Annotated in this window: 22 protein-coding genes; all 22 read left to right on the forward strand. The window is 40.7% G+C overall.

Annotated features, from left to right (window positions below; all coding sequences use genetic code 11):
• Nucleotides 1-267: 267 nt before the first annotated feature.
• The 22 genes from K1I44_RS13690 (at nucleotide 268) to K1I44_RS13795 (ending at nucleotide 16,973) form a co-directional block, all read left to right on the forward strand.
• Nucleotides 268-999 carry a BRO family protein gene (locus K1I44_RS13690; protein WP_219986479.1) on the forward strand — a complete coding sequence of 244 codons (732 nt, stop codon included), beginning with the start codon at nucleotides 268-270 and terminating at the stop codon, nucleotides 997-999.
• 131 nt (nucleotides 1,000-1,130) lie between these two features.
• Nucleotides 1,131-1,325 (forward strand): hypothetical protein, encoded by a 195-nt coding sequence (locus K1I44_RS13695; protein ID WP_009362100.1) that lies wholly within the window; start codon nucleotides 1,131-1,133, stop codon nucleotides 1,323-1,325.
• Nucleotides 1,326-1,339: 14 nt separating this feature from the next.
• Nucleotides 1,340-1,777 carry an ArpU family phage packaging/lysis transcriptional regulator gene (locus K1I44_RS13700; protein ID WP_219986480.1) on the forward strand — a complete coding sequence of 146 codons (438 nt, stop codon included), beginning with the start codon at nucleotides 1,340-1,342 and terminating at the stop codon, nucleotides 1,775-1,777.
• The gene (locus tag K1I44_RS13705) at nucleotides 1,774-2,316 is read left to right on the forward strand and encodes a site-specific integrase (RefSeq protein ID WP_219986481.1); all 543 of its coding nucleotides are present in this window, start codon (nucleotides 1,774-1,776) and stop codon (nucleotides 2,314-2,316) included. The genes K1I44_RS13700 and K1I44_RS13705 overlap by 4 nt, the downstream gene beginning before the upstream one ends.
• Nucleotides 2,317-2,550: 234 nt before the next feature.
• On the forward strand, nucleotides 2,551-4,212 hold the full coding sequence (locus tag K1I44_RS13710) for a phage lytic cycle repressor MrpR family protein (protein ID WP_219986482.1): 1,662 nt from the start codon (nucleotides 2,551-2,553) through the stop codon (nucleotides 4,210-4,212).
• Between the two features lie 358 nt (nucleotides 4,213-4,570).
• Complete coding sequence (locus K1I44_RS13715) at nucleotides 4,571-4,876, forward strand: hypothetical protein (protein ID WP_219986483.1); 306 nt, start codon at nucleotides 4,571-4,573, stop codon at nucleotides 4,874-4,876.
• Nucleotides 4,877-4,961: 85 nt separating this feature from the next.
• Nucleotides 4,962-5,108, forward strand: a complete 147-nt coding sequence (locus K1I44_RS13720; RefSeq protein ID WP_219986484.1) for a hypothetical protein — start codon at nucleotides 4,962-4,964, stop codon at nucleotides 5,106-5,108.
• On the forward strand, nucleotides 5,108-5,455 hold the full coding sequence (locus K1I44_RS13725; RefSeq protein ID WP_219986494.1) for an HNH endonuclease: 348 nt from the start codon (nucleotides 5,108-5,110) through the stop codon (nucleotides 5,453-5,455). The genes K1I44_RS13720 and K1I44_RS13725 overlap by 1 nt, the downstream gene beginning before the upstream one ends.
• A gap of 93 nt (nucleotides 5,456-5,548) precedes the next feature.
• On the forward strand, nucleotides 5,549-5,935 hold the full coding sequence (locus tag K1I44_RS13730) for a phage terminase small subunit P27 family (protein ID WP_219986485.1): 387 nt from the start codon (nucleotides 5,549-5,551) through the stop codon (nucleotides 5,933-5,935).
• 6 nt (nucleotides 5,936-5,941) lie between these two features.
• Nucleotides 5,942-7,669: a terminase large subunit gene (locus K1I44_RS13735; protein WP_219986486.1), complete on the forward strand. Its 1,728-nt coding sequence runs from the start codon at nucleotides 5,942-5,944 to the stop codon at nucleotides 7,667-7,669.
• A gap of 15 nt (nucleotides 7,670-7,684) precedes the next feature.
• Nucleotides 7,685-8,845, forward strand: a complete 1,161-nt coding sequence (locus tag K1I44_RS13740) for a phage portal protein (protein ID WP_255573443.1) — start codon at nucleotides 7,685-7,687, stop codon at nucleotides 8,843-8,845.
• On the forward strand, nucleotides 8,842-9,417 hold the full coding sequence (locus K1I44_RS13745; RefSeq protein WP_192952951.1) for an HK97 family phage prohead protease: 576 nt from the start codon (nucleotides 8,842-8,844) through the stop codon (nucleotides 9,415-9,417). Before K1I44_RS13740 ends, K1I44_RS13745 begins: the two co-directional genes overlap by 4 nt.
• Nucleotides 9,414-10,691, forward strand: coding sequence for a phage major capsid protein (locus K1I44_RS13750; protein WP_219986487.1), 1,278 nt, complete (start codon nucleotides 9,414-9,416; stop codon nucleotides 10,689-10,691). The genes K1I44_RS13745 and K1I44_RS13750 overlap by 4 nt, the downstream gene beginning before the upstream one ends.
• 32 nt (nucleotides 10,692-10,723) lie before the next feature.
• Entirely contained in the window at nucleotides 10,724-10,966 is a 243-nt protein-coding gene (locus K1I44_RS13755) for a head-tail connector protein (RefSeq protein ID WP_255573444.1), read from the forward strand.
• Nucleotides 10,947-11,273: a phage head closure protein gene (locus K1I44_RS13760; protein ID WP_064221273.1), complete on the forward strand. Its 327-nt coding sequence runs from the start codon at nucleotides 10,947-10,949 to the stop codon at nucleotides 11,271-11,273. Before K1I44_RS13755 ends, K1I44_RS13760 begins: the two co-directional genes overlap by 20 nt.
• A complete protein-coding gene (locus tag K1I44_RS13765; protein WP_219986489.1) occupies nucleotides 11,273-11,662 on the forward strand; it encodes an HK97-gp10 family putative phage morphogenesis protein in 390 nt (129 codons plus the stop codon). Before K1I44_RS13760 ends, K1I44_RS13765 begins: the two co-directional genes overlap by 1 nt.
• Nucleotides 11,659-11,982 (forward strand): tail completion protein gp17, encoded by a 324-nt coding sequence (gp17, locus tag K1I44_RS13770; RefSeq protein ID WP_171334904.1) that lies wholly within the window; start codon nucleotides 11,659-11,661, stop codon nucleotides 11,980-11,982. The genes K1I44_RS13765 and gp17 overlap by 4 nt, the downstream gene beginning before the upstream one ends.
• Before the next feature lie 12 nt (nucleotides 11,983-11,994).
• Nucleotides 11,995-12,564 (forward strand): major tail protein, encoded by a 570-nt coding sequence (locus K1I44_RS13775; RefSeq protein ID WP_219986490.1) that lies wholly within the window; start codon nucleotides 11,995-11,997, stop codon nucleotides 12,562-12,564.
• A 54-nt stretch (nucleotides 12,565-12,618) separates the two neighbouring features.
• Nucleotides 12,619-12,906, forward strand: a complete 288-nt coding sequence (gene gpG, locus K1I44_RS13780) for a phage tail assembly chaperone G (RefSeq protein ID WP_049626311.1) — start codon at nucleotides 12,619-12,621, stop codon at nucleotides 12,904-12,906.
• Nucleotides 12,907-12,917: 11 nt separating this feature from the next.
• Nucleotides 12,918-13,085: a hypothetical protein gene (locus tag K1I44_RS13785; protein ID WP_219986491.1), complete on the forward strand. Its 168-nt coding sequence runs from the start codon at nucleotides 12,918-12,920 to the stop codon at nucleotides 13,083-13,085.
• A gap of 13 nt (nucleotides 13,086-13,098) precedes the next feature.
• Nucleotides 13,099-16,194, forward strand: a complete 3,096-nt coding sequence (locus K1I44_RS13790; protein ID WP_219986492.1) for a phage tail tape measure protein — start codon at nucleotides 13,099-13,101, stop codon at nucleotides 16,192-16,194.
• A complete protein-coding gene (locus K1I44_RS13795; RefSeq protein ID WP_219986493.1) occupies nucleotides 16,191-16,973 on the forward strand; it encodes a distal tail protein Dit in 783 nt (260 codons plus the stop codon). The genes K1I44_RS13790 and K1I44_RS13795 overlap by 4 nt, the downstream gene beginning before the upstream one ends.
• The last annotated feature ends 125 nt before the right edge of the window (nucleotides 16,974-17,098 follow it).

A 17,098-nucleotide genomic window follows, 5' to 3' on the forward strand; every position in this document is an offset into this window, starting at 1 on the left:
AAAGACATCGCCCAGTCGATTACTCGGTTTGAACAGCACGTCTTACAGCACCCAGATGAGGTGTTACGCCGCATCGGGTGTGCTGCGTGAATCAGAGGTTAAAATGTCAATTTGGATGTATATAGATTAATTTGTTACACATTACGAAGATGATGCGATAGAGATAAATAGATTATGGGGTAAGTAAATTTTACCCCATTTTTGAGAAAGACGAATCCACTATATCTTGAACCGATAGTGGTCTAGTTTATGGGGAGGGAATTTTCGATGAATCAATTACAAAAGGTGTTTACTTACAGCGGAAGTCAAGTAAGAACAATTATAAAAGATGGAGAGGTCTGGTTTGTTGCAAAGGATGTGTGTGAAGTGCTGGGCATTACTAAACATAGGGATGCTATTAGCCGTTTAAGCGATCGACAAAGGGGGTCGGTGAAGGTGGACACCCTTGGAGGTCCTCAGGAAATGGCTGCAATCAATGAAGCAGGTGTTTATAAATTAGTTTTTCGCAGCAATAAACCGGAAGCGGAAAGGTTCAGCGATTGGGTAGCTGAGGAAGTCCTTCCAACCATACGAAAAACCGGCGGATATGTAGCAAATGACGATTTATTTGTAGAAACGTATCTCAAGCACGCCGATGAGCAGACGAAACTATTATTCCGTGCTACGCTAGAAACGGTAAGAAAGCAAAACGAACAAATTGCAATCATGCAGCCGAAAGCTGATTATTTTGACGCGCTTGTTGATCGTCGTTTGCTCACTAACTTCCGTGATACAGCCAAAGAACTAAAGGTGAAACCAAAAGTTTTCATTGATTGGCTGCTTGAAAAGAAATATATTTATCGCGACCAGAAAGGGAAGTTAAAGCCATACGCCCAATATGTCCCTTCCTTGTTCGAATTGAAGGAATGGGAACGAAACGGACGAGCTGACGTGCAAACACTTGTTACACCGAAAGGAAGGGAGACGTTTAGAATATTGCTACAAAAAGCTGTTGTATAAGGTATAATATGGGTAAATGAATATGTCCAAGACCGAGAGCGTGAGGACACTGATTGTGCAGAATAGCCAAGCTATTTCTGTATGATTGGTGTCTTTTTTGTTTTATCAGAAAAACGAAAGGGAGAGGTACCATGCGAACAATCCAGCAAGAATTAAAAAAATGGATGAAAGTTAATAAGGTTCAGCAACGCCAAAACAAGCGCAAAAAAGCGCGTAAAAAGAAACGAGGAAAAGAGCGGCTGACGGAGCGAGATATTAAGGAATTAATGGGCGTTGGTCGACCAGTGTATAGACGCGGCAAGGGTGGAGCATTTCGGCAGAGATAAGGAGGGCTGGAACAATGGAAAAGCAGTTAGAATTTATGCTTCCTGAAATTGATCGTGTTGCTACGAAAAAAGCAGTAGAAGCAGCATTAGAAAAATATCGTATGTATTTGCTTACTTTACGATTGGATCAGCTTCCGAAAGTCACGCAGAGCTACTCTCTCGTTTTAGCAGTTACTAATCAATTTCATTCCTCAACGGAAAAGATTGCAATACGAAATATGGATTATGAGCGGGAGAGGGAAGAATATATTAGGCGAGTTATTAACACCGTTAATCGACTAAGCAAATGGGAAAGGGCAATCATTATTCAACGATATATGTCCGAGGAAGATGTTTACGATTACGAAGTGTATCATGAACTTGGGATGAGCGAGCGGAAATATTATCGGCTTAAATCACGAGCATTTTACAAACTTGCTTTTGCGCTTAAAATCGAGGTGTATAAAAAATGAACTTCGTGCAGCCAATTCGCGATCCAGAAAAGATTCAAGCCATTAAGGAGTATTTAAAAGAGCAGAACGAACGCAATTATTTGTTGTTTCTGCTTGGTATCAATACCGGTTTACGAATTTCTGACATTCTAAAATTGAAAGTTGGAGATGTAAGGGGAACCCATATTAACATCCGTGAAAAGAAAACCGGAAAACAAAAGCGTATTCGTATTACGCCAGCCTTAAAAAGAGAATTGAATCGGTATATTGTAGGGAAAAATGATGATGAGTATTTAATCAAAAGCCGCAACGGACGTAATAAACCCATTGGTCGCAGCATGGCCTATAAAATCCTGCGCAAAGCGGCTGAACGCTTTCGCTTAAGTGAAATTGGAACGCACACGCTTCGTAAAACATTCGGCTATCACTTTTACCAACAGACGAAAGACGTGGCCATGCTACAAGAGATATTTAATCACTCATCACCCGAAATCACGCTTAAGTACATCGGAGTCAATCAAGACTCAATGGATCGAGCCATGACAAAATTCAAAATTTGAATCTGCTCACTTACGAACATGGGTGAGCATTTTTGTTTGTTTTTTGTGAATTACACATAAATTTTCGAATGTGTAATTCATTTTTGTATGAGTGTAGATGGCAGGAATATCAACGAATTTGTCGAAATGTCTAATTACACACAATATAAGATATGGGTAATTAGGGAAATGAAATATAGAGAAATTAGAATAGATAGGGGTATGTGTTTTGGATAGAGAGGAGAGGACAAACATATGTATAATCCAGAATTGAAAGAAGCTTTTTTATCTACATATGAAGAAAGTACGAGAAAGGAATATAGCTATGTTTTCATTCGTAGTAAATTTCTTGAAATTCGGTATGGAAAGGATTTGAAAGACTTTGATAAACACCAGATCGAAGAACTGTTAAAACGAGCAAAGAAGCCTAATCTTAACGGTGTTCGTTCATTTGCATCTAAGATCAAACGGTATATCGACTGGGCAATGGCCCATTCTTATACGCAATCCAATTTAAATCCGGTTAGTTTATTTACAGTTCAAGAATATAATAGATGTATCGATTCTTCACGAAAACTATATATATCAGAAGATGATCTAATCGATATTGAGGAACAATTAAAAAATTATCAAGATAAAGCTATATTTCGACTGCTATTTGAAGGTGTTATGGGAGAAAACTTGAGTGAATTGCTAAATTTAAAAAGTTCTGATGTATATCCTGAGGAAAATAAGTTACGTCTATACGATAGTGAAGGCAGAGAGAGATTTATTACGGTAAGTGATAGATGCATAGAAATAACTAAAGGAGCTATAAACGAAACTAGGTACTGTACGTATACGAAAACAAATCGAATATATGATCTTGTAATTGGGGAGCATGTTATTCGAAATACCAAAAATGTTAGGACAAAGTCCATCAATAGCAATATGACCATTCATAGCCGTTTTGAGACGTTAAAAAATTTTATTGGGATGCCTGATTTAACTATGAAAAATGTATGGCGTAGCGGAATGATAAAACGAGTACTAGATTTGCTTGATAGTAGCAACGAAATTACCAATGATCATTTAGCCGAGGTTGCTTACATATATGGTTTGCAAAAAATTATGAATAACGGTCATCTTAATTATAATTTTTCTAGTCTTCGCGAGTTCATTAATTCAAAAAATATTTATGATTTATATGGAATAGATATCGAGGTGACAAAGAACTCTCGTGCTAGAAAATTAGGACGAGAAGATATTCGTTTTGTTAAAGAGATACCAATGAGTGTTCGGGTAAACGTCATTTACGAATTTTTGAGTAAAGGAACACTTAATACTCATTTAGAAGAGAAAAAAGCACGAGCGTTGTTACATTTTTATGGTTTGAACCCAAACGATAAAGCACGATATCCCCATGTTACACTGGAAGAAGTGAAAGAAAAATTACAGGAATTAAATGAAAATGAACTTGAAGAGTTTTATTTAGCAAACGAAGAGCAAATTGAAAAAATCTATCCGAACATTATTACGAGTGAACATGACGGAAGCGATCTGTTTCGAGTACTAAAAACTCGTCAAGGTCAGTATAAATTACGAAAAAAGTTGCTGGAAAACTATCAATCCCAGTGTGCTATGTGCCAGATTTCGCATAAGCAATTGTTAGTTGCAAGCCATATTAAGCCATGGGCAGATTCCACACCTGAAGAACGAATGAATCCCGGTAACGCAATACTACTTTGCAAGCTTCATGACGCCCTCTTTGAAAACGGTCTTATTTCTTTATCTGATGATTACAGGGTTCTTTTGTATTCCAATTTTGACTTTGTCGGGCAAGGAATTCAGACTAACCTGCGTTTTCGCAAACCGCTACATGATTCACCGTCACCTATATTTTTAAAAGAGCATCGCCAAAAACATGGTTATGAATAGCCTCCATAGCTATATGAAATACGAGTAATAAGTTGATAAAAGGTGACAGAAAAACGGCAGATTTTTGGCAGAAAGATGACAGATTATTTTGTTCCAGACGTGTTATGATGGTATCGTGGGATATGTTGAAGCAGGGCGTCACTCCGATTGGGGTGGCGTTTTTATTTTTTCAATTTCATTTTGTCGAATGAATTTGGGAACTTATCGATTTGATGGGAGTGAATCGTCCGACGTACAAAAGAGTGCGTGGGGCGATTAGACGGAAATGACGGAAATAGTGTCGATATTTGACGAACGAATGATGTAGGAATATGCCTCCTTTTGTCGTATTGAGTAGGCGGAAGGAGGTGACAGGTAAATGGATTCAGTTACTCGAAGAACTTTGGGTCTTTATTTACTGTCGGTTAATTCTTTAGTTGATAAAGGAAAAAAAGAAACTATCGAAGATATTAATATGGCTTTGCGTGAAAAGAGGGTTTTTGACTTCCTAGAATCAAAGTATGGTGATATTCAGCCTTTCGACTTTGTTGATAGAGAAAAAGTACATGAATTATTGTACGAAATGTGGGCAACGTTTGATGGAAGAGAACGACGAAAATTCTGGGTATCAGAAAATGGTCTATGTGTGCTGATAGCGTATTTAAACGAATTAATTGTAAGTTAGTATCTTATTACGTCAATTTTATAGCCGATGATTATTAACGCATCCTTCGGGGTGCTTTTTTATTTTGTGAAAGGAGTTGATACACATGCAAATCATTCGGGAAACGGCTACGCATATTCAAAAGTGGGATTCAGAAAAAAAGCGAGTCGTAATGGAGCGAAAAGACGAGGTGGCAGAGAAGAAACCGGCACAAAACAAAACAACGACTAAAAACAAAGTAGCTGATAAATGATGCGGTATTGCAACTATAACGGCTGTAATCGTCGCATTGATCGTGGTTTGTATTGCGATGAACATAAGCCAAAGCGAAAGCATCAGTCGAAAAACAAGCCGTTCTACCGGTCGCCGGAGTGGCAGCGAATGCGTGAATATATTTACGAACGTGATGGAGGTTGCTGCAAAGAATGTGGACGATTTGTGTTTGGTAGGCAGGCGCACATCCATCATATTGTGCCGATAAGTGAAAATCCTTCCCTTAAACTCGATCCTAACAATCTCATTTTGCTTTGTGAATCGTGCCATAAGAAAGTTGAAGAAGGAAGTCGGAAGTGGGAAGAGCGATTATATTTTCAGTCATAGCCCCCCTACCCACTTAGAAAGAAGGAGGGACGCTTAGGACCGCGGCCGGCCTCAAACGTGCTCCAAAATGAAAATTTCAAAGGGGGTGTGAAAATGGACAAGAAGCAAAAAACAGCTCTAACGAAAAAGCGAAAAAAGGAGCGGGAGCGGATTGTTGGTTTACTCAAAGAAAATGGCACTTACAACAAGTCGCTTGAACCGTTGTTGGAATTGTATTTAGATGCCTACATGGTTTATTCACAAGTGTATGAAAAGTGGCAAGAGGAAGGATTTCCAGCAACAAAATCGCACACGAATAAGGCTGGTGCGACAAATGAAATGAAGCATCCACTTGCTCAGCAAACGGCCGATTGGAATACGAAAATGAGCAAGCTGTTGGAACAGTTAGGGTTGACACCAAAAACACAAAAACAGATTACTGGAGAAGTGGCAAACGCCACAACAGATGCTTTTCAAGCATTTGCGAATAAATGGGATTGATGCTCCATGATTGAACGTGGTGTAAATTACGCGGATCTGTTTGTAAAAAAGGTAAAGAGGAACAAGAAAAAATATCCCAAAACAGTGCTAAAAGCAGTAGAGCGTTATGAGCGCTGGAAAAAACGTAAAGATATTTGGCTGGATTTAGACGCAGCGAACAAGGCAATGGATTTTATGGAAACGTTCTGTATTTATGCAGAAGGCGAAGTTGCGGGTCAGCATTATGAATTGAAAGATTGGCAAAAGTTCGCTTTCACTAACATTTATGGCTGGAAAAAGAAAGATGACAAAGGTAAAGAGGTACGAGTAATTCGAACAAGCTATATCCAGGTGCCTCGAAAAAATGAAAAGACAACCATTGCGGCCGGTGCTGCAACTTATGCTCTTTATGCAGATGGAGAGCTTGGCGCAGAATGTTTTACAGCTGCGGTCGATAAAGAGCAAGCAAACATATCCGCAAAGAAAATAGCTATCACTATTGAAAATAGCCCGGATTTGAATCAACGTACACAAATTTATAAGGGTCCAAAAGGCGGAGTGAATGCTATTGTCTATTCCTTTACGGTCAATGGCAAGAAGTTTAAAAATACGTTACAACCATTATCGCGGGATACAAAAGGACTAGATGGAAAAAACCCTCATTTTGTCCTCTTAGACGAGGTGCATGCGCAAGGAAATGCGGATATGTACGATGTCTTAAAATCTGGCATGGGGGCAAGACGACAGCCGTTAATGATGATCGTTTCGACAGCTGGCAAAGGTACAACGTCTGTCGGTTTGCAGATTTATGATTACTGCAAAAAAATTTTGACTGGTGAAATTGAAGATGATTCTTGGTTTGTACTCATTTATGAGCCAGACAAGGGCGATCGATGGGATGATCCTACAGTTTGGGCGAAAGTGAATCCAAACTACGGTATTTCGGTGAAAAAAGATTATTTGATGAATCAGTTTAAAGAGGCGCAAGTGTCAGCGGAACGAAAAGACGAGTTTTTAGCAAAGCATTTAAACATTTTCGTTCGTTCTAGTGGTACTTATTTTGAAAGAGATATTGTTGAAAGATGCTTAGTCAATGACTTAGGCGATTTAACGGGCATGACGTGCGTGGTCGGTTTGGATTTATCGAAAACAACCGACTTAACGTGTGTGAGCTTAAACTTTCCTGTTGTAGACGAAAGTGGAAAAGCAAAATTGAAAGTAAAACAAATGTATTTTATTCCATCGGAAGGGCTAGAAGCTCGTGAAAAGATGGAGAACATCCCTTATCGCCATTTAGTGGAGCGTGGTTTTGTGACTTTGTGCGAGGGGAAAACGATCGATTACGATATGGTGTTTGAGTACATTAAGGAACAATCGCAAATGTATGATATTAAACAAATTAATTATGACCCAGCGCATGCAGTCAAGCTAGTTGAAAAGCTAGAAATGGAAGGTTTTGATTGCGTAGAAGTGCGGCAATATCCTTCCACACTTAATGCACCTTTCGATGATTTAGAAATTTTAATGTATGAGGGGCGCGTTGAAACCGATAATCCATTATTGATTTACTGTACCGAAAATGTCGTTGCTTTTATTAATACCCAAGGGCTCAAAGCACCATCTAAAAAGCAAAGTCAGTATAAAATTGATGGCTTTGTGGCCATGCTTACAGCTCATAAGGAAACGATGAACATGATGATAGATGTTAGTGAAGAAGAGTATATGGCAATGATCGAAGTGCTTTATAAGCGGTGAAGGAGGTGAGGACGATTGGGATTATGGCAGCGACTTGCTGGGTGGTTTAAACGCTCTAAATTCAATGTTTTTAACAACTTTTACTGGAACTACGGTGGTTATGTGACTGATGAAAACATTCTTCAATCCTCCGACATTTATAATTTGATGAAACTAATCAGTGACCAAATTGCGCTCACTGATTTTTTTATTGAGGACGAGGCAGGAAACGACATTAGTGACCCATATACGTTACGGATTTTGCGTAATCCTAATCAATATTTGACTGAATTTGAAATGAAAAAGCTTATCGTCAACACGCTTTTAATACGTGGAAAAGTCTACATTTTTAAAAACGAAGATGAATGGCACGTATTAAACGGTGTCTACTCCGAATTGTTAGAGGACGGAAGCAAAATTTACAGCGTTGGTGGTGTTCAAATCCCTGCGGAAATGATTGTTCACGTCAAAAATATTGGGACAAATCATTTAGACGGTGTGGGATTGTTAGATTTAGCACGCCAAACGCTTGAAGGTGTCATGAATGCGGAAAACAGTTTAACAGACAAGTATCGAAAAGGCGGCTTGCTTGCGTATTTGCTGAAATTGGATACGCATATTGCACCGAATAACCAAGCACAAAATGCAATGATTATGGCCATTCTTGACAAGTTAGAACAGACTGGACAAGGGAATAAAATTCAGCTAATTCCACTTAGCAAAGGATATGAGATTGAAGCGTTACAAAGTCCAGTGGATGACGAGAAAATCCTTAAATATCTTTCGGTGTACAAAAAAGACTTAGGCAAATTTTTTGGTGTGGACTTGGAACATTTGCTTGAGTTGCAAAAGACGGATATGGAGCAATTCATGATGATGCTTTATACGACTGTACTGCGTCCGATTATAAAAAATCTTGAGCAGCACTTGTCAAAGTTATTTTTCCCTCAAGGCGGGCGCCGGATTCGCTTCAAGATTAACCCATTAGATTATGTGACAATGAAAACGAAAACGGACATTGCTTACAACTTGGTGCGAACGTCCATTGCGACACCGAACGATGCGCGCGAAATGCTTGGATTTGATCGTTTAGAGCAAGAAGAAGCGAAAAAACTATACATTTCAAAAGACTTAATCGGTCTCGATAATCTGGAGGCGACGTTAAAAAAGGTGATTAAAGGAGGTGAGACGCCATGAATGAGAAAGAAAAGCGAATTTTTACGCTCTCGAACATTGAAATACGCGCTGGAACCGAAGGAAGCTCGCAAGTCATTGAAGGCTATGCGAGCATTTTTGATTCTCCGACGATGATTGGTGATATGTTTCAAGAAACGATTGCGAAAGGAGCATTTGCCAAATCATTAACGGGAAAAGCGGATGTCCGTGCGCTCTTTAACCATAATTGGGATTATGTTTTAGGGCGGACGAAAAGCGGTACGCTTACGCTTGATGAAGATGAGAAAGGGTTGAAATTTCGTGTCACGCCACCAGATACGAGTTGGGCAAAAGATTTAATGATTTCTATGCAACGCGGTGATATCAATCAATGCTCATTTGGATTTCAAGTCGTTCGGGATTCATGGAACTGGGACGTAGAGCCAGCACAGCGAACGATTCAAGAAGTAAAGCTTTATGAAATTAGCATTGTCAGCCTTCCAGCTTATGAGGATACAGAAGCATATGTCCGCGATCGGTTCACAGAACAGCGCGAACTTCATTATGAAAGACAAAAATTAATTAAACAAATTGAGGAGGCGTTAAAGCGATGAAAAAGTATTTATTACGGCGTAAAGCACAATTGGAAAAACGATTAAAACAGCTTAAAGAGTTATTAGAAAAAGGTTCCGAAACTCGTTCGATGGAAGAAGTACAGGCAGAAGTCGATGAATTGACAGCTGATTTAGATGCGGTAAACGAGGCTCTCGCAGAGTTTGATGAGACAGACGATAATACTGAAAACGGAGCTGGTGAAGGAGAAGAAGATGACGAGAACGAGGACGATGAAGAACAAGACGGGGGTGAGGGAGAAAAGCGCTCCATCTTAACACAAGAGCAGCGTGCTGGCTTAACAAATATGATTAATCAATCTCTTTCCTCCCGTGTCCAAGTAAAAACAAATGAAATGAAAACACGCAATGCTTTTTGCCGGTATCTTGTAGGGCAAATTAGTGAAAGTGAAGCGCGGGCAATGGGAGTTCAGACGCACGGCGGCAATGTACTTGTTCCAGAGTCATTGGCCAAAGAAATTATTGCTTATGCCCAAGAAGAAAACTTGTTACGAAAATATGGGAAGGTTGTACCAACAAAAGGGACACAAGGCTTCCCGATTTTAATTAAAAAAGCGAAAGCAAACCGTGTGAAAACAGAGCGTGCATTGAACCAACCAATCCCAGAGACGGATATTGAATTTGATGAGTACTATTTGAATCCAACGGAAACGGATGCGCTTGTGCTTGTGACAAAGAAGCTTCTTGCAATGAGCGAGATGAATGTGGAACGGATCGTTGTGGACGAATTAAAGAAAGCATATGTACGTGAAGAAGCGGAGTTTTTCTTCAATAGTGCAGACAACCCAGGTGCGTTAATTCGCAAGGCAGTTGCTTTTACGCCGACGGCAACGGACATTTACGACAAGTTTGTGCAACTGAAAAACAGTTTGCCAACATCCATGCTTAAAAATGCACGTTGGATGATTAATCGTGCTGCATTAACGGCAATCGAAACGATTAAAACGGCAGATGGCTTCCCACTTTTGCGCCCAGATATCGGGTTAGAAGGTGGCTTCGGCTATCGCTTGCTCGGTTTTCCAGTTGATGTGACTGATTTTGTGGATGCAGATACACCAAACATTCAACGCTTGTATTTTGGTGATTTTTCAACGTTCTACATTCAAGATGTTGTCGGAACGATGGAAGTGACGAAATTAATTGAAAAATATGCAGATACAAACCATGTCGGTTTTAAAATTTGGCATTTAAATGACGGTCAGCTTGTCTACGGTCCGTTTGAGCCATCTGTCTTTAAGCTTGAGTTAAATGCATAAGCGGGTGAAGAGATATGGGAGTCTCTGTTGACATGTTAAAGGAACATTTACGAATTGACGGGAGCATGGAAGACACCATGCTCTCTTTCTATTTAGAAACAGCGAAAAAGTATGTAAAAAATGCGACAGGAACGGAAGCAGATCATTTAGTGCTCATCGTTGCTTCTATTTTTTACGAATATCGGGTGAGCGAAGAAGAAATGAGTAAAGCCTTTGATGCATTGACGCCATTTTTTGTGCAGGAGGCAATGACGAATGGCGCGGCGACTGACTAACCAATTTAAACATCGGATTACAATCCAGCGGCAAGTAGAGGAACAAAATGAAAATGGATTCATCATAAATGAATGGCAAGACCGACATCATTTGTGGGCAGCGATCAAAACGTTGCGTGGGCGAGAGTATTACGAAGCGGCGACAACACAAAACGAAAATACGGTTCGTTTTGTCGTGCGCTACACAGCTGGGATTACACCCGATATGCGTATTCAATATAAAGGACGCACGTTTGAAATTTTGTCTGTCATTAATGATGATGAGCGTAATGTCACGATGACGATTGTGGCAAAGGAAGTGATGTGATGGGCTTTAAGTTAGAGGGAATGCAAGAGTTGTTACGGAAGTTGGAGACGTTGGGGAACGAAGCTGAGCAAGTCAAACAAGAAGCGCTTATGGCGGGTGCAAAAGTGGTTCAGCAAGCAGCTTCACAGAAAGCACCACGAGATACGGGGAAACTCGCCGAAAACATTGTGATTTCTGATATGAAAGAAGATGGAACTGTCGATATCGGACCGGATCGTGATCGTTTTTATGGACTGTTTGTCGAATTTGGTCGAAAAGCAGGGACGAAGAAAGGACGAAAATATCCGAAAGCAGACCCTCATCCCTTTTTGCAGCCAGCTTTTGAGGAAAACATTGATCGTGTGCAAGATGAAATGGCCGATGTCATTCGGCGGGAGTTGAGGTTATGAGCCTAAACAAGATGATCATCGACACACTAAAACCTCTCGGTGTTCCAGTCGCGTTTCAAACGTATGAGGGAAAAGAAAAGACGTATATCACCTTTTTTGAATACAATCAGTTTTCAGCGCTGAATGCGGACGATGAAGAACAACAAACGGCACACTTTTTTCAAATTGACATTTGGAGCAAGACGGACTATACCGATCTAGCGCAACAAGTCAAAGAAAGAATGATAGCAGCAGGATTTCGGCGCACATCGGAAGTGGATTTATTCGAACAAGAAACAAAAACATACCATAAAGCAATTCGATTTTCTTATGTTTGTTAAGGAGGGAATAAGATGGCAGTAATCGGTTTGAAACATCCATATGTCGCTAAGTTGATTAAGGACGATTTCACCGGGGTTCAGTACGATACGCCGAAGCGATTAGCGAAGGCGATTGAAGCAAAAATTAGCCCGAAGGTAAACACAGAAACGTTGTATGCGGATGACGGACCAGCTGAAGTTGCTTCGTCTCTTGGTGAAATTGAAGTAGAAATCGGAGTGGATGACATTTCAACAGAGATGCAGGCATTTTTGTTAGGCGCAACGATTAATGATGATGGCGTCGTTATTCAAAAAAGCGGCGATACAGCACCATATGTCGCACTTGGGTTTATTCTTCCTCTTTCGAACGGGGGACAGAAATATGTGTGGCTGTATAAAGGGAAATTTGAATTGCCTGAAGAGCAATACAAAACAAAAGGAGATAAAGTTGAATTTCAGACACCGACGCTAAAAGGGAAATTTGTAAAACGAGAATTCGATGAGGCTTGGAAAGCATCGGTCAATACGAAAGATCAAGGTGTTGATCCAGCAGTCATTCAAAACTGGTTTAGCGCTGTATATCAAGAAACAGCAACACCGTAAAGGGAAAGGGGAAACCCTTTCTCTTTTTCAAATTCATAACATGGAGGAATGAACATGCAAGTTACATTGTTAATCGATGGACAAGAAAAAACATTTACCGTTCCGTTCGTAAAGGCACGTATGTTTCGTCGCGCATTGGAACTACGTAAAAAATATGACTTTAACAATATTGATGTAGAGGCGTTGGATTCCATCATTGCTTTTATTGTCGAACTATTTAATGGGCAATTTACGGTCGATGAATTTTACGATGGCATTGCGGCAGAACGATTAATTCCAACGATTTCAGATTGCATGAATAAAGTCATTGGGGTGGCGAAAACGAGCGACCCAAACGTGTAACGGGGTCTGAAATGGACCCGTATGACGCGGTGAAAGAGTTTTACTTAACACACATTAAGAACGGCGTACCGATGTATCTCGTGGATGAGATGGACATCGGTTTTTATTTTGAACTTTTGGATTACGCAGAAGAAAAAGAGACGCGAAAAGAACGGCTGATGATTGAGCAGTTGTTGTAAAGGTGGTGAAACGATGGCGGAAGTGGGTACGTTGCGAGTGTCGCTTGGTTTAGATAGCGCGAATTTCACGACGAGCATTGAGGCAGTCAATCGCAAGCTGAGGCTTGTTGACGCTGAGTTTAAAGCGGCTACCGGTGGGGTGAAGGATTTTGAAAATAGTTTGGAAGGATTGCAAATTAAAGCGGAATCCCTCACACAAAAACTACAGTTACATGAGGCGAAAGTAGCCGAGTTAAAGCGCAGATATGAAGAAAGTGCGCAAACGAAAGGAAAAGACGCAGCTGAAACCGAGAAATTGCTCATCGCTTACAACAAAGCTGTTGCAGAGATGAAAAAGACTGAAGCTCAGTTGCAACAGACAAATAAAGAGATTGAAAAGCAATCGAACGGTTTTAACAAATTAGAGCAAGCAGTAACACAAAGTTTACAAAAAATCGATCAACAGCTCAAAGTTATTGATTCCGAATTTCGCGCTGCAACAGCTGGGATCGAAAATTTTGGCTCAACGTCTGAACAGTTGCGTACGAAAGCAAATAGCTTAGCTCAAACACTGGAATTGCAGAAAACGAAAGTGTCGGAATTAAAGCGACTATATGATGAAAGCGTAAAGGCAAAAGGAGCAGATGCGAAGGAAACGAATGAACTGTTAATCGCTTATAACAAAGCGACCGCGGAAATGAAAGAAACCGAAGCACAGTTACGGCAATTAAACCAAACAATCCAACAACAAGCAACAGCCTGGGGACAACTCCAAACAAAATTGAACGAAACCGGCCAACGCCTGCAGGATGTTGGAAATAATCTTCAATCGTCAGGTGCTCAAATCGCCGCCTCATTCGGTGTAGCAAGCGCGGCAATAAGTGGTGCATTAGGTGTTTCTGTCAAAAAATCAATGGATTTTGAGGCGCAACTGTCTCGAGTAGGGGCGATTGCAGGGGCAACGCCGAATGAATTAGAGAAGCTCAAACAGGCTGCTCTTGATCTCGGTTCATCGACGTCTAAGTCAGCTACCGAGGTTGCACAAGGTATGGAGATTATGGGGGCAATGGGATACAACACAAATCAAATTCTTGCGGCGATGCCAGGGATTATCGCAGCGGCAGAGGCGTCGGGAGAGGATATGGCTTTAGTGGCCGATACAGTGTCATCAGCACTCAATGCATTTGGTCTTGAAGCGGGAGAGGCCGCGAGGGTAGCGGATGTTCTTGCACAAGCCGCAAATGACTCAGCAGCTGGTGTACAAGATATGCAATATACGTTTAAATATGCTGCCCCAATTGCAAAGACATTGGGAATTTCCCTTGAGGAATTGGCAGCCGCGACAGAAATTATGGCGAATAATGGTATCCGTGGCGAGCAGGCTGGTACAACATTGCGTGGAGCTCTCATTCGATTATCTGACCCACCAAAAGAGGCGCGAGAGGCACTCGCAGAACTGGGTATTCAAGTAACTGACTCACAAGGGCGAATGCTACCTTTCGGCGATATTATCGGCCAGCTGTCTGAAAAAACGAAAAATATGAGCAACGCTCAAAAACTTGCTGCATTGTCTACTATTTTCGGCACAGAAGCCGCCAGCGGAATGCTGACAGTAATTGAAGCTGGGCCGCAAAAATTAGACTCTTTGACAAAATCCCTCCAAAATTCAAGCGGGGCATCAAAAGAAGCAGCCGAAAAAATGAAGGATAACTTGAAAGGAGCACTCGAAGAACTAGGTGGCGCTATTGAAACCGCACAAATTTCGATTGGTGATGCGCTAGCTCCAGCAATACGTATCGTCGCTGAGGCTCTACAAGGTCTATTTAATGCTTTTAATAGTTTACCAGCAGGCTTGCAACGGTTCATTGCAATTGGAGCGGCGATTTCAGCTGTTTTGCTCGGGATCGTTGCATCCATTGGCATTGTATTGTCGATTATAGGAACCGCCATGCAAGGTTTTGGAGCATTGGCAAGTGTGATGGCCAGCGCTGGCGGAATGGCAGGAGTTTTTTCAAGCGCAATTGCTGTTATTACTGGTCCAGTAGGGATTGCGATCGGGGCAATTGCTGGATTAGTAGCTGTCGGTGTTGTGTTGTATAAGAACTGGGATGAAATTAAAGCATTTTTGTCCGCAACATGGGAAGGAATAAAAGCTATAGCTGTGGTAGTTTGGGATGGGCTGAAAACGTATTTTACAAGGATATCCAATATTTATAAAACGATTTTTTCGACCATGTGGGAAGGTATTAAAACGGTAGTCATAACAGTTTGGCAAGGACTAAAAACAGCAGCCACAGCCATTTTTGAAGGGATAAAAGTGTATTTTACAACCGTACTCAACATATACAAAACGATTTTTTCAACTGTTTGGAACACAATTAAGACAACTGTTGTTGGCGTTTGGGATGGATTAAAAACAGCGGCAACGACTATTTTTAATGCAATCGCGTCATTTTTATCGAATGTATGGAATGGTATCAAAACGAGTATTAGTAATATCGTGAGTAGCTTATCTTCTACAGTACAAAACACGTTCAATAGCTTAAGAAGCGCTATTTCTAATATTTTTGGTGGTGTAAGAGACACATTAATTAGCATATGGGAGGGAATTAAAAACACCGCAAGAAATTGGGCAAGTAGCTTTGTAGAAATCGGTAAAGACTTACTTCGTGGTATATGGAACGGTATGAGTAGCATGGCGGATTGGCTATGGGACAAGGTTAGGTCTATGCTTTCTGGATTAACGAATAAAATTAAAGACTTTTTCGGTATTCGTAGCCCGAGTCGTTTGTTTGCAGAATACGGTGGATATTTGTCACAAGGTTTAGCGATCGGTATTACAGACGATGCAAAGCTGGCCGAAAACAGCGTAGTCAATATGGCGAAACGAGTAGCAAAAGCCGGTCAACAAATCGGAAATATTGCGTTACCAAGCATAAAGCCAGCAGCGATTCAGCATGTCATTGAAACAAATGTGGTTGGTGATATGGCAAAGGACAGGCAGACTGAAGGAGTGACAATTGTCATTGAAAATATGATTGTACGAAATGACAGGGATATCATTCGATTTAGCCGTGAATTAGAAAATTTAAGGCGTATGAGTAAGCGGAGTCGAGGAGAGCGATTATGAAATATTTTGTTTTAGATGGAAAGAGCAGCAAGGATTTTTCCTTACGCATTTCTCATGTTTCACGATCTGTATTACCTGAAATACGTGACCACTATGAACAAATCCCAGGGCGACATGGATCATACCTTTTCCCACAGCCCTTCGGCGATCGAATTGTGAGTGTGTCTTGTTTGCTAAAAACGCATGAAAAATCGGAGAGGATGCAGACGATAACCCGTATAAGTGCTTGGCTATCATCCGATAGAAAAAGAATGCTTGTATTTAGTGATGAACCAAATGTTTTTTATATGGGGAAAGTGAAATCCTCACCCAATTTTGAAGAAATATTTACTTTTGGTAAATTAACCATTGAATTCGTTTGTGATCCATTCAAATATGCAATGGAGGCTCAAGAGATCCTATTTGAAATGGACTCCAATAGTGTGCAGTACATTTCAAACGGCGGAACGGCAGAAACTTATCCCTCTGTTGTGATTCAAGCAGCGTATGGGGAAATCCAAAACCCTAAAATCACAATCAATGACAAATATCTGCTATATAACGGCATTCTAACACCTAACTCTTCAATTGAAATCAACACGGAGAGCTTTTTAGCAACGAAAAGCATGGAACGAGATATTGTCACAACCGGAGCATATGACACTGCAGAAAATAATATTCTTTCGATGATTGATGGCGAATTCGGCGCGCTTTTACCTGGTGGCAACACATTGGCATATAGTAGCGCAAATGGACGGAAGGCTCGAATTCGTCTTGTTTGGCAAGAACGATATCTATAAGGAGCATTCCTGTTAGAAAGGTTTTCGGGGACTTGAAAGAAAAAAGCCCTCTTGGTATGATGCAGGGGTGTCAACACCTAAAATCAGACCAAGGAGGACTATACAGTGAATTGTACACGAAATCT

This window comes from Anoxybacillus sp. ST4, from assembly GCF_019448545.1.
Lineage (GTDB): Bacteria > Bacillota > Bacilli > Bacillales > Anoxybacillaceae > Anoxybacillus > Anoxybacillus pushchinoensis.